At 47.3% G+C, this 13354-nt stretch carries 9 protein-coding genes; 6 read left to right on the top strand and 3 right to left on the bottom strand.

Translation table 11 applies throughout. The annotated features are described in order from the left end of the window. The first annotated feature begins 162 nt into the window (after positions 1 to 162). From GWR21_RS06875 to GWR21_RS06860, 4 genes are all read left to right on the top strand, one after another. The gene (locus GWR21_RS06875; RefSeq protein WP_162331008.1) at positions 163 to 615 is read left to right on the top strand and encodes a MarR family winged helix-turn-helix transcriptional regulator; all 453 of its coding nucleotides are present in this window, start codon (positions 163 to 165) and stop codon (positions 613 to 615) included. Positions 616 to 639: 24 nt separating this feature from the next. Further along, complete coding sequence (locus GWR21_RS06870; RefSeq protein WP_162331007.1) at positions 640 to 1026, top strand: hypothetical protein; 387 nt, start codon at positions 640 to 642, stop codon at positions 1024 to 1026. Positions 1027 to 1135: 109 nt separating this feature from the next. Continuing rightward, positions 1136 to 3379 (top strand): cation:proton antiporter, encoded by a 2244-nt coding sequence (locus GWR21_RS06865; RefSeq protein ID WP_162331006.1) that lies wholly within the window; start codon positions 1136 to 1138, stop codon positions 3377 to 3379. Positions 3380 to 3577: 198 nt separating this feature from the next. Then, positions 3578 to 4351, top strand: coding sequence for a M57 family metalloprotease (locus GWR21_RS06860; RefSeq protein ID WP_162331005.1), 774 nt, complete (start codon positions 3578 to 3580; stop codon positions 4349 to 4351). An 85-nt stretch (positions 4352 to 4436) separates the two neighbouring features. On the opposite strand, the gene GWR21_RS06855 is transcribed toward GWR21_RS06860, so the two are convergent. Further along, the gene (locus GWR21_RS06855) at positions 4437 to 5249 is read right to left on the bottom strand and encodes a hypothetical protein (RefSeq protein ID WP_162331004.1); all 813 of its coding nucleotides are present in this window, start codon (positions 5247 to 5249) and stop codon (positions 4437 to 4439) included. Positions 5250 to 5486: 237 nt separating this feature from the next. Between GWR21_RS06855 and GWR21_RS06850 the strand changes: the two genes are divergently transcribed. Together GWR21_RS06850 and GWR21_RS06845 are read left to right on the top strand one after the other, a co-directional pair. After that, positions 5487 to 6320 carry a CheR family methyltransferase gene (locus GWR21_RS06850; RefSeq protein ID WP_162331003.1) on the top strand — a complete coding sequence of 278 codons (834 nt, stop codon included), beginning with the start codon at positions 5487 to 5489 and terminating at the stop codon, positions 6318 to 6320. 20 nt (positions 6321 to 6340) lie between these two features. Further along, on the top strand, positions 6341 to 6883 hold the full coding sequence (locus GWR21_RS06845) for a chemotaxis protein CheB (RefSeq protein ID WP_238430232.1): 543 nt from the start codon (positions 6341 to 6343) through the stop codon (positions 6881 to 6883). Here GWR21_RS06845 and GWR21_RS06840 read toward each other — a convergent pair. Next, entirely contained in the window at positions 6876 to 8468 is a 1593-nt protein-coding gene (locus tag GWR21_RS06840; protein WP_162331002.1) for a hybrid sensor histidine kinase/response regulator, read from the bottom strand. The two genes, GWR21_RS06845 and GWR21_RS06840, sit on opposite strands and share 8 nt — an antisense overlap. 159 nt (positions 8469 to 8627) lie before the next feature. After that, positions 8628 to 13256, bottom strand: a complete 4629-nt coding sequence (locus GWR21_RS06835) for an efflux RND transporter permease subunit (protein ID WP_162331001.1) — start codon at positions 13254 to 13256, stop codon at positions 8628 to 8630. Positions 13257 to 13354: the final 98 nt, after the last annotated feature.

Here is a 13354-nt window from a genome sequence, read left to right as displayed (position 1 = left end):
TTGTTTGAACGCGGAAGATGCACCTGACCCTGTCGTAGACCTGTCCTTTGTTAATGGTGGCATACAAATATAGTAATCCGCTTATTTAAAATATTCACAGACTGTTAAAAGAATACATTAAAGCAAATATGTTGCAACACGCATATTTATTATCTTTGGGTTATGAAGATTGAGCAAGCTATTAATCAACGCAAGTTCAAGGACGATTATCACAAGATCGTAGTGAACCTGTTGTATACGGGTAACTGGCTGCGTGACGCCCTTGGAGCGAACCTGAAAGAACACGGACTGTTACCGCAGCACTATAACGCCCTGCGGATCATCAAAGGACGCCATCCGGAGCCTGTATCAGCCGGTGACATCAAAGATGTCATGCTCGATAAAGCCAGTGATGTGACTCGTCTGCTGGATAAGCTGGAAAAACTGGAATATGTACAGCGCCGCCTATGTCCGCACAACAGGCGTAAAATGGATATCAGCATCACACCCCAGGGCCTCAAGTTGCTGTCCGACCTGGATGTACTGATGGATACCTTTTATGAGGACCTGGCAGACAGGATTACAGAAGATGAAGCTGCTGTACTCAGCGATCTGCTTGATAAAGTACGGGGATAAGGATAAAACAATATCTTTGTCCGCATGCGGAATCTCTTCTATCTGTGTCTTTCCATCATACTGTTCTGCTGCGGACTAAGCGTCAACGCAGCAATGACAGAATGCCGTAAAGACGGTATTGAAGAAGCGTCTGCCCACCCATATCTGAAGCCATATCTGAAAGTACTGTCGTGTGACCATCATCTGCAACATAACAGGAACTCCCAACTGCCTGATGTAGTATGTACTGCTACCCGGCACTCATTTATCGTTTCCGTTAAAACAGATACCCGTGAAGGCACAGGGACCGGGAAGGAATTGTTCCTTTCACGGCTGATGATATTTACCTGTAAAGTGCAGGCAGCCCGCCTGTTGTCCGACGTTCACGCGATCATCCGGTCGCTGATCTACCCCAAGCATATTTTCTGGTGAAGTAATTGACGGATCTGATCTTTTGCCATTCCGCCTGCCTGTTTTTAACATCTGCAGGGGCTTTGGCGTTATTCAACTATACGCAACTCACTAAACCGGACATAGCGAAATGATACATCTACCACCTTTGATTGCCGACCTGGCTTTGATCTTAATTGCGGCTGCTATCACTACACTGATCTTCAAAAAACTGAAGCAGCCGCTAGTGCTTGGATATATTGTGGCCGGACTCCTGGTAGGACAACATGTATCCCTGGTACCGACCGTATCTGATGAAGAAAACATCAAGATTTGGTCAGAGATCGGTGTAATATTTCTCCTTTTTAGTCTCGGACTGGAATTTAGTTTTAAAAAACTGATCAAGGTCGGAGGCTCCTCTTCCATTACCGCCATTGTAGAAGTGGTGTTTATGTTGTCGCTGGGGTACTTCGTCGGACAACTAATGGGATGGTCCAGTATGGACAGCATCTTCCTCGGAGGCATCCTCTCTATTTCTTCAACAACTATCATCATACGCGCTTTTGAAGAACTGGGTATTAAAGGCCAGCAATTTGCCGGATTGGTATTCGGTATACTGGTCGTGGAAGACCTGGTAGCGATCGTACTGCTCGTATTATTGTCTACACTCGCTGTCAGTCAGCAGTTTGCCGGCGGAGAAATGCTCAACTCTGTCATCAAACTTGTCTTCTTTCTGATTGCCTGGTTTGTAACAGGTATCTTCTTCATTCCCACACTGCTTCGTAAGACCAAAAAGCTGATGAATGAAGAAACCCTGCTGGTCACTGCCATAGGTCTTTGTCTGCTGATGGTGGTACTGGCTACACAGGCCGGATTCTCTCCCGCACTCGGTGCTTTTATCATGGGTTCCATTTTGGCGGAGACTACACAGGCAGAAAAGATCGAACACCTCATTAAACCGGTAAAAGAGCTCTTTGGTGCCGTTTTCTTCATCTCAGTAGGCATGTTGATCGATCCTGCTATGCTGGTGAAATATGCGGTTCCGGTGGCCATCATTACATTGGTGACTTTAGCTGGCAAAACCATCAGTACCTGTATAGGTGCATTGCTTTCCGGGCAGCCGTTAAAGACTTCTGTGCAGGCCGGTATGAGTCTGGCCCAGATAGGGGAGTTTTCTTTTATCATTGCGCAGCTGGGATTATCCTTAAAAGTAACGAGCGACTTCCTCTATCCGGTAGCAGTTGCGGTATCGGCTGTGACAACATTCACCACGCCTTACATGATACGCCTGTCTGCCCCCTTTTATGAGAAGATCGCCGCTTTGTTACCACATCGCTGGAAGACCTCTCTGAACCGTTATAGTGCAGCGGCACAAACCATCTCTGTAGTAAGCGACTGGAAACAATTGCTGCGTAATTATTTTGTCAATATGACCATCTATGCGGTCGTGATACTCGCTATCACCTTATTGTCATATTACTATCTGGTGCCACTGGTGAACATTAAGATCAACGGATATAACTGGGGCCGTGTGGTCAGCGCCATTATTACACTTGCACTGCTGATGCCTTTCCTGTGGGCGCTGGCATTCCGTAATATCAGCAGCAAGGCATCTGCCAGTATATGGGAACAGAAGAAGTACCGCGGACCGTTATTACTGGTGCGTTTGTCCAGAATCGTGCTGGCCGTCTTCCTGATCGGCTTCTTTATGGACAGGTTCTTCTCGTATTCCATCGCATTACTGGTAACAGCCGGTATTATAGCACTGGTATTCGTGCTAAGACATAAGGTACAGACATTCTACAATACGATCGAAGAACGGTTCTTTTCCAATTTCAATGCACGTGAAGCGAAAGTGGGTAATATCAATAAGTATGTACTGGCTCCCTGGGATGCTCACCTGGCCGTCGCAGAGATTCATCCCCTGTCGCCAGTGGCAGGCAAAACTTTACTCGAATTAGCTTTACGCGAAAACTTCGGAGTGAACATTGCGTTAATCAACAGAAGCGGACAGAAGATCTATGCACCGGATAAATATGAAAGACTGTTTCCTGGTGATGTTATCACGGGAATTGGTACCGATGAACAACTGGAAAAATTCAACAGTTTTCTCGAGCCATTGTCTGTAGATGCTGACTCGCAGCCGCAGGATACGGATCCGATCGCTTTGAGGCAATTCCTTATTGGCAGAAAATCACGTTTATCCAACAAGACTATACGTGAACTCGGTATACGTGAACGCACCCGTGGAATCGTACTGGGCGTGGAAAGACAGGGGAGAAGGATACTCAATCCTGAGTCAGGAATGCACCTGCTGGAAGGCGATATTGTATGGGTAGCCGGTAGCGGGAAAAAAATAAATGCATTTATAAAAGAGCAACAGGGTGCTAATTAAGGACCTGTATTAGTGCAATATATATGCAGCAGGGCAAGTCTGAAAGGCTTGCCCTGTCTTGTTTTTAGCAGATGCGTTCTTATTAGTTTACGTTTAGCAGTGATAGTAATAATTTGTTTTTTCATACTTTTTTTATTGTAAATTCAATCTATCTGTCAGTGAGCTCTTTTTTTACCCTCAAATAAAAACCACTTTAGTATGAGAAAGAAAACCCAGTCAATCTATGTGCGTCAATTTTCTTTTCTGTTAATCGCATTGTCTATGTTCCTGTTTGCCTGTAGCAAAGAGAAGGCAGCTACGGAAGTTCAGCCTGAAGCCGACAACCTGATAGGTTACCTTGAAAGATTAGGTTTCAAGAAAGAGAACATCCAGCTCAAAGGAGACACTTACGTTATCGATGGTGATTTACTCATCACAAAATCCGAACTGGCAAAACGTGCCGCTGATGAAATCAAAGCTGATGGTACTCCCAACACAGAACACTGGAGAGGTACCTACACTATCAGCAATACCTACAATTCCAACGTCAGACTGTACATCGATCCTGCAGTACCTACTGCATGGAGAACGGCTATTCAGGGTGCTGTCAACAACTGGAATGCTGTTAATGGTACCAGATTAGGGATGTCAATCGTGACCTCACAGGCCAACTCTGACACCAGGGTTTTCATGGGCTTTGAATCTGCCAACTGGATCGCCCGTGCTTACCTGCCTACATCTACCAGACGTCCGGGTGTAAGTGTTGAAATCAACAGCAATTACAACAGCCTGGCCGCTAGTCAGAAACTGTTCGCCATCACACACGAACTGGGCCACACCATTGGCTTCCTGCACACTAACCAGAATTCAGGTGTGTTTATCACTGGTACGCCTAGTGTTGATGCCAACTCTGTAATGAACTCTTTTGTATTGCCATGGAATGGATTCACCGCGGGTGATATTCTGGCAACGCAGATCCTGTATCCACAGTAGTTACAGGCCGTTTATACAAGGATTTGAAAATGAGAGCACCCGGCAGGCTATCGCCCGCCGGGTGTTCCTTTATTGCTGTTGATGGTTACCATGTCCATTCCAGGTCCGTTACAACCGTTTCATCGCCTGCTGCATATCTTGTGGTGATCTGTGTAGGATACGCTGCTTCATTATACGCATAGGCATAATGGTTGATGATACTATTGCCTCCGGTAGCCGGTGTGATCGTTTCTGTGATGATGTTATTCGCGGAAAGATTTACTGCTGCGATGTCTACCAGGTAAGCCAGTGAAGGGATACTCTGCTGGGCGTTGGGATGATTATCGTATGAATAGGAAGTTGTTGAACTCAGTGTAAAAGGTAGTTTTCTGTTTACTCGTCCCATGTTCTCGATGGTTAGGATATTGCCTCTATTGTCCCATGTATAGTACTGGCAACTGTTATTCTCAAATGCTATTCCATCCGGACTATCTCCAAAGGAATAACGGGCGCTGATCCTGCCTTCGTTATTGTATGCAAGTGAATCATATCCGTGTACTTCTCCACTCAGATAGTATACGATCCTCCTGATGTTTCCCTTTGGCGAATACTCATATGCAGCAAAAAGGGTAGGCGCGTGCGACGCTTCATCATCAGTTATATATGTCCTTATCAGCCGCCCGTTCTTATAAACAGGAATGCGTGTCGTAGTATAACTGCCTTCGTCTGTCTTATAGGTTGTGAGCAGTTCAGCCACACTTTTATCTTCATTGTAGGAAATAACAGTCCTGTCTGTGGCTGTCGTAATGCCGCGCAGGCGCATTTTTCCTTTATCTTCTGTTGTACGGAAGGCACTGACAGAGACCCCTGTCAGGATTAAGGCCGCGACAATACAGCCTTTTGTAAAGTTAATTGGCATAAGTTGGCGTTAATACGGTACGGAATAAAACTCTAAAGATTCACTATGACAATACGGTCTTCGAAGATAGTGCTTATATCCTATGTACGACGTACTATTAAAGTTGGATTTAAGTGTCGTGTACTCAATGCCTATACGCCTTAATTTATTATTAAATATGAGATGACAATCCTATATGATTATTGAAATGCCAGAAAACTTTGCGAACTTACGGCGGCAAAACAGAATGACTACGCAATGATGGATAGCCTGCGCCATTTGAAGGATGAAGATGTTTTAGTATTGTTAAATGACCTGCTCGAACAGTATGGATATGACTTCACTGACTATTCGTTCGCCTCTGTGAAACGCAGGTTGCAACGTGTATATACTGCCGACAGGTTCCCCAGTTTTGCTGAATTCCGGTATAAGGTGAAGACTGATCCCGACTATCTCATTCATCTCATGGAACAGATCACGGTCAATGTAACCGAAATGTTCAGAGACCCTCATTTCTTTCAGGTGCTCCGTAAGCAGGTCTTGCCAGTACTGGCTACCTATCCGCTGATCAGAATATGGCATGCCGGTTGTTCTACCGGAGAAGAGGTCTACTCAATGGCTATTCTGCTGGATGAACTGAACCTGCTGCACAAGTCTGTGATCTATGCGACTGATATTAATGAGAGTGTGCTGGAAAAGGCCCGTAAAGGTATCTTCCCGTTGCAGCACATGCAACAATATTCGCAGAATTACCTGGCGGCTGGTGGTACACAGGAATTTTCAGGTTATTATGCTGCCAATTATGAATATGCGAAGTTCTCAGAGCGATTACGGGAAAAGGTCATCTTTGCCGCACATAACCTGGTGACAGACCACTCCTTTAACGAGTTTCAGCTGATCATCTGCAGGAATGTGCTGATCTATTTCAATAAAGACCTGCAGGATAAAGTCCTGCACCTGTTCAGTGACAGCCTTGAACAACTGGGTTTCCTGGCATTAGGCGCCAAAGAAACGCTTAGGTTCACTACCGTCGCCCCATTATTTAAACCCTTTGCTAATAAAGAAAAGATCTGGAGAAAAATCTCAACATAACACCCCTTCCCAAACTCCTTGTGATCGGAGGCTCTGCTGGCAGTCTGGACGTACTGATGCAGCTGCTGCCTGCACTTGCCCCGGCATGGCCACTGGCGATGATCATCGTCCTACACCGTAAAAATGATCATGATACATTGCTGACCGAATTGCTGTCAGCCAAAACACTATTGCCCGTAAAGGATGCGGAGGAGAAGGACGTGTTGATGGCAGGGCGTATTTACGTGGCGCCTGCGGACTATCACCTGTTAATTGAGCCCGATGGGTCGCTGACGCTGGACGCCTCTGAAAAGGTGCACTACAGTCGTCCCAGTATTGATGTAACGTTCATGTCAGCCGCAGAAGTATTCAGAGAACGGCTATATTGTATCCTGTTGTCAGGTGCTAACGTGGATGGAGCAGAAGGACTGCAGACTGTCCGGGAACTGGGTGGATTTACAGCGGTACAGGACCCCGCAGAAGCGGAAGTGGCTTTCATGCCCAGACATGCCATGAACACAGCAGCTGTAAATAAAGTATTAACAATACAGGAAATGATCCGTTTTGTAAAGGGGCTTAGTTGACAATTTCGCTAGTTACCTGTTTCTGCTCCAGCGGTAATATGATGATAAATTTAGCGCCTTCATTTTCCTTACTGCTCGCCCCTATAATCCCCTGATGTCTTTCTACTACCTTTTTCGCAATAGCAAGTCCAATACCCGTACCCTCATATACCTCATGACTGTGTAGTCGCTGAAACAGCGTAAAGATCTTGGGCAGGTACATTTCATTGAACCCTATGCCATTATCACTAATAGTAATGCGGCAGTAATTGCCTTCCGGATGACTCTCGCCATCAAATTCCCTGGACTTCACCCGGTCTGCATGGATATGGATACACGGTGCGACACCCGGACGACTGAATTTCAGCGCATTGCTGATAATATTCTGTAAGGCTTGTCTGATCTGGCCGGGAATGGCCTCGAGCTGCGGAAATTCATTAGTGGTGATCTCTGCACAGGCATCTTTGACAGATAGTTCAAGGTCAGCTAATATCTCCCGGATAATAGCATTGATGTCTACCGGTTCGAAAGACACGTCCGCAGATAGTCTGGAATATCGTAGCAGATCATTGATGAGGCGTGTCATCCGTTCAGACGAGCTGACAATACGTTCCATATACTGCATCGCATCCGGATTACCACCAATATGCCGGTCACGAAGTATAGTGCCGAACAGCTGGATCTTACGTAAAGGCTCTTTCAGGTCATGAGAGGCGACCGAGGCAAACTGCTGTAGCTCGTGGTTACTGGCTTCCAGTGCCTCATTCATTTCCTGCAATTCATGGGTACGTTCGATCACCCGTTGCTCCAGTATTTCGTTTGCCTGTTTCTGATGGGCAATATCCGTGAATGTACCTACCCATTTGACAATATGTCCGTCCTCTTCCAGGGGAATTGCCCTGAGCAGGTGACAGCGGTAATGATTATGCAGCCGGTGATGGAGATAAACCTCCTGTTCCAGTGGAAGACCTGCTTTAATCGCTTGCTCCCATACGGACATTGCTTCCCGTTCCTGATTATAGGTAACAGGGAACTGACCCAGTGAGGGCGAATAATGGAACCAGTAACGGTTGGCATATTCCACGGCACCATCAGCCCTCGCCGTAAACGCCACCTGGGGTAATGATTCGAGAATAGAATGTTGTTCCTGCACCTTGGCATTCAGGGCTGCCTGGGCACGTTTACGCACCTCCACTTCCTGCTGAAGGGAGGCATGCATCACCTGCAACTGCCGGTTTTGCTCATATAACCTGATGAAGGTCTTCACCTTCATCAGCAGAATGTCCGGATCGACAGGTTTTGTGATGTAGTCCAGCCCTCCGGAAGCGTATCCTTTGGCTATGAATTTTTTGTCTTTATTGACTGCGGACAAAAATAGTATAGGAACGTCCTTCGCTTTGCTGTACCCCGAAATTGTTTCTGCCACTTCAAAACCGTCCATACTAGGCATCTGCACATCAAGGATGATGAGCGCATAGTTATTGCGAAGGATCTTCTTCAATGCTTCTTCACCGGAATATGCCGTATCAACTTCAAAATCATGTAGTTCTAAGACTTTTCTGAGAGATAGGATATTTTCCGGCTTATCATCTACAATTAATATCATTCTATATTTAATATAACTGGCTATATCCATACCTCAAAAATCGTTCCGCCCGGGTTTAATAAAGAAAAATGCGGAGGTGTGAATGTACGAATAGCTATTATTGCACTTCGTTTTTTCACTCCTCCGCATAGCGGCATTTATTGTATAAAAACCTGATCTTTACTGCTTTCCCCCTCCTAAGGCCCTGTAGAGGGTAATAGTGCCGAGCAGCAGATCTTTTTTACTGCCTGCCAGGGCAAGTTCTGCCTCAAGCACACTTTTTTGGGCAGTGATCACCTCCAGGTAATTGGCGTACCCTGTAGCGTAAAGGTCATTAGCTGTGGAAACACCATCTTTCAGCATCTGCACTTCTGCCGCTTTAAGCTGGAAGGCTTCCTGCCCGTTCTTTATTTTTCCTAACGCCGTAATAACTTCCTGATAGCCGTTGATCACACTTTGTCTGTATTGATAGAAGGCGGTCATACCCTGAGCCGTAGTGACGTTATATTGTGAACGCAGCTGTTGCTTGTTCAGCAGCGGAGCCGAAATACCACCCAGTAAGCCGTATGCTACAGAAGCCGGTGCATTGAACAGTAAACCGGCATTAAAGGAATTGAGGCCCACATAAGGGGTGAGGGTAAAGGAGGGAAGGAAGGCCGCTCGGGCTGCCTTTATATCTGCTTTCGCTGCCTCCAGTTCCAGGGATGCCTGCTGGATGTCCGGTCTGCGTGCCAGCATACTGGTAGGCACACCCGTTTTGGCAAACGGGGGCAATGGAGTCGTCAGCAGGGAAGAGTCCCTTTTAATGACTTGCGGGAAACGTCCCAGCAGAGCGTTCAACTGATTCTCCAGTTCCAGCGTTTGCTGTTTCAATGACAGTGCCATACTCTGGGTGTTGAGCAACTGTGCATTGAACTGCTGTACGGCCAGCAAGGTGGCACGGCCGGCTTCCTGTTGTATCTGTACAGTCGCCAGGGCCCTCTCCTGCAGGACTATATTCCGCTGTATCACCTGCTGCTCATAATCCAGCACCATCAGCTGATAATACATACCTGCTATCTGGGAGACCAGCTGTGTCGTTACCAGCCGCCGGCCCTGTGCACTGGACATAAATCGCATCCAGGCGGCTTTCTTGCGGCTGCGCATCTTCCCCCACAGATCTATTTCCCACGAGCTACGCAAACCGATGAAGTAATCAGGTGTAGGTCCTGGTATTCTTTGTTTATCGTCAATGTTAGGAGAGAGGTTTGTATCGTAGTTACCCACACCGTTCAATGTATAATCTCCCCAACGGTCAACACCGGCACTTACCACCGCATTCACTTCCGGTTGCCATGCACCCCGGGCACCCATCACTTGTGCACGTGCTGTTTCCATTCGCTGGGTGGCCACAAGCATATCGGTATTGTTACGCAGTGCCGTGTCGAGCAGCTGTTGTAACAGCGGATCAGTAAAGAACTGCCTGTAAGACAGGTCAGCGATGGAAGTGCTGTCGATCGTGGTGACGGCACTATCGGTATTAGTGGTTACATTGTTACTATCCAGTACCGGATTGTTAAACGCAGCAGGTGTCTCCGGGCTCTCCGGGAAGGTCACCTTCGCTGGTGTGTAACAACCGGACAGGCCGGCAGTCAGCGTACCCGCTATCAGCAGGACTGTCATCGCGCCGGCTACATGCTTTGGTGACTGACTAGCAGATTTTTTCTTGCCAATAGAAGCGAACAATACATAGAGACCCGGAATGATCAGTACACCGAACACGGTTCCTATAAGCATACCACCGGCTGCTGCTGTACCAATGGAACGGTTACCCATGGCACCTGCACCATCTGCAATACATAGTGGTATCAGACCGGCAATGAACGCGAATGATGTCATCAGGATAGGACGCAGACGGGACACTGCACCTTCTTTGGCCGCTTCTAATACAGAGCGTCCCTGTTTGGTTCGCAGGATCGCAAATTCCACGATCAGGATGGCGTTCTTACCCAGCAAACCAATCAGCATGACCAGCGCTACCTGCGCATAAATATTGTTTTCCAGTCCGGCGAGTTTCAACGTCATGAATGCCCCGAATATACCTGCTGGTAATGAAAGGATCACCGGCAGTGGTAGCAGGAAGCTTTCATATTGCGCAGCAAGGAGCAGGTATACGAACAACAGACACAGTGCAAATACATACACCGCCTGATTGCCGGATAATATCTGTTCTCGCGTCATACCACTCCATTCAAACGCATAACCGCGGGGTAATGATTTTGCAGCTACTTCATCAATCGCCTTGATCGCATCGCCACTACTGTAACCCGGAGCGGCATCACCATTGATCATCGCAGCTGTGTACATATTGTAACGCGTGAGCTGCTCAGGACCGTAAACTCGTTCCATCTTAATGAAGTTGGAGAACGGTACCATCTCGCCGGCATCATTTTTCACATACAGATGCATCACATCTTCCGGTTTGGTACGATAGCGTGGAGATGCCTGTACCATTACTTTATACATCTGTCCGAAACGGATGAAGTTGGAAGCATAGAAACTACCCAGGAGGGTCTGCAGGGTAGACATAGCATTTTCAATGCTGACGCCTTTCTTAGCCGCCATTGCCTGGTCCACATGGATCATATATTGAGGGAAGTCAGGATCAAAGCTGGTGAACGCACTACCAATTTCAGGACGCTTTTTCAGTTCGGCGATGAAGTTGTTCGTGACATCGGAAGTTTGTCTGAGATCACCACTACCCGTACGGTCAAGCACACGCAATTCAAACCCACTGGAGTTACCAAAACCAGGTACGGTAGGAGGTGGGAAGAATTCTATACTTGCATCTGCGATATTCCTGGTATCTTTTTCCAGTGCTGCAATGATCTCTTTCACAGAACGTTTACGCTCTTCCCATGGCTTGAGGTTGATCATACCCATTCCATAGGATGCTCCCGCCACATCATTCACAAGGCTGAAACCAGCCAGCGTGGACACCGATTCTCCTTCCGGTAAGCGGGCTGCCACCTGTTGTACCTGGTCAAGTACAGCTTCCGTACGGGCTACTGTAGCACCAGCAGGGGTGGTCACGTTCACATAGATCATACCCTGATCTTCCGAAGGAATAAATCCGCCTGGCAGTATGGCACTCGCACCCCAGGTTGCTACAAAGAATACAAGCAACAGGACGAACGTGACCATTTTACGACCAGCGATATAGCCTACCAGCCTGGAATAGCCACGCTCTGTTTTATTATATCCGAAGTTGAATTTGTCGAAGAAACGCTGTAACATATTCTTCTTTTTACCCGGTTCACTATGATTATGACGGAGCATGATCGCACACAGCGCAGGTGTAAGTGTTACCGCATTGATACCCGATATCACGATCGCTATGGCCAGTGTGAGAGAGAACTGACGGTAGAATACACCTACGGGGCCAGACAGGAATGCTACCGGTACAAATACAGCGGACATTACCAGCGTGATGGCGACGAGTGCACCACTGATCTCTCTCATAGCGGCCATTGTCGCTTCCAGTGCAGGCAGATGGGTCTCCTGCATTTTCACGTGCACCGCTTCCACGACGACGATCGCGTTATCGACGACTATACCAATCGCCAGTACCAATGCAAACAACGTTAACAGGTTAATAGAGAATCCCAGCATCTGCATGAAACACAATGTCCCAATCAGGGCGACAGGCACGGCCAGCGCCGGGATCAGGGTGGAGCGGAAATCCTGCAGGAAGAGATATACCACGATAAATACAAGGATGAAGGCTTCTACCAGTGTCCTCAATACTTCATGAATAGAGGCATCCAGGAACCTGGATACGTCATAGTTGAAGTTGTAGCTCATACCAGGAGGGAAGGAGGTCGCCTGCAGCTCCGCCATACGTTTCTTCACATTGGCAATTACTTCCTGTGCATTGGAACCCGGCCGCTGTTTCAGCATGATGGAAGCGGACGGTTTACCATCTGTTTTGGACACCATGCCGTAGCTGAGTGCTCCGAAGGTCACGTCTGCCACATCTTTCAGTTTCAGCACAGAACCGTCAGCGTTCGCTCTCAGGATAATATTTTCATATTGTACGGGGTCAAAGAATTTACCGGTATAGCGTAATACATATTGTAGTACCTGTGGATCGTTATCCGCGCTTTCTCCTGTTTTACCAGGTGCTGCCTCAATATTCTGTTTACGGATGCCGTTGATCACCTCATCGGCCGATAAGCTGTACGCCAGCATACGGTCAGGCTTAAGCCATACGCGCATCGCATATTCCTTCGCACCCATGATCTCTGCAAAGCCTACTCCGTCAATCCTTTTCAGCTCCTGCAGCACGTTGATATCGGCAAAGTTGTAAATGAACTGTTCATTGAGCGTACTGTCCTCACTCATAACGTTGAGGTAAAGCAGCATACTGTTCACTTCTTTTTCCGTGGTTACACCCGCTTTAATAACCTCTTCAGGTAACTCATCGATGATAGTAGCCACACGGTTCTGCACGTTTACGGCTGCCTGGTCAGGATCCGTGCCCACGTTGAAGAATACCTGTATGAGGGTGATACCATTATTACTGGAAACGGAAGACATGTAGGTCATACCAGGCACACCATTGATCGCTCTTTCCAGTGGTGTAGCCACTGCTTTCGCACATACTTCAGCATTAGCCCCTGTGTATTTTGCTGTCACCGTTACAGAGGGCGGAACGATGTCGGGAAATTGTGTAACGGGTAAGGTAAATAACGCCAGCAATCCAAGCAGCACAATGATCAGGGAGATCACAAGAGATAATACCGGTCGTTTTATAAAAGTATCAAACATAAAACTGAGAAATAAGAATGAAAAATGAACACCTGACTGAAGAGCCGGCATAAGTTAAAGGCACTGATGAAGCAGCAGCGGGATGTGGCAGGCGTTCA

It is taken from the genome of Chitinophaga agri (assembly GCF_010093065.1).
Taxonomy (GTDB): Bacteria; Bacteroidota; Bacteroidia; order Chitinophagales; family Chitinophagaceae; genus Chitinophaga; species Chitinophaga agri.
The sequence above is the reverse complement of the archived record's forward strand: the minus strand, read 5'-3'. Positions and strand labels throughout refer to the sequence as shown.

Excerpts from the sequence above, each read along its gene's own strand:
- GWR21_RS06875 (WP_162331008.1), top strand. The coding sequence starts at position 163 with ATGAAGATTGAGCAAGCTATTAATCAACGCAAGTTCAAGGACGATTAT.
- GWR21_RS06870 (WP_162331007.1), top strand. The coding sequence starts at position 640 with ATGCGGAATCTCTTCTATCTGTGTCTTTCCATCATACTGTTCTGCTGC.
- GWR21_RS06865 (WP_162331006.1), top strand. The coding sequence starts at position 1,136 with ATGATACATCTACCACCTTTGATTGCCGACCTGGCTTTGATCTTAATT.
- GWR21_RS06860 (WP_162331005.1), top strand. The coding sequence starts at position 3,578 with ATGAGAAAGAAAACCCAGTCAATCTATGTGCGTCAATTTTCTTTTCTG.
- GWR21_RS06855 (WP_162331004.1), bottom strand. The coding sequence starts at position 5,249 with ATGCCAATTAACTTTACAAAAGGCTGTATTGTCGCGGCCTTAATCCTG.
- GWR21_RS06850 (WP_162331003.1), top strand. The coding sequence starts at position 5,487 with ATGATGGATAGCCTGCGCCATTTGAAGGATGAAGATGTTTTAGTATTG.
- GWR21_RS06840 (WP_162331002.1), bottom strand. The coding sequence starts at position 8,468 with ATGATATTAATTGTAGATGATAAGCCGGAAAATATCCTATCTCTCAGA.
- GWR21_RS06835 (WP_162331001.1), bottom strand. The coding sequence starts at position 13,256 with ATGTTTGATACTTTTATAAAACGACCGGTATTATCTCTTGTGATCTCC.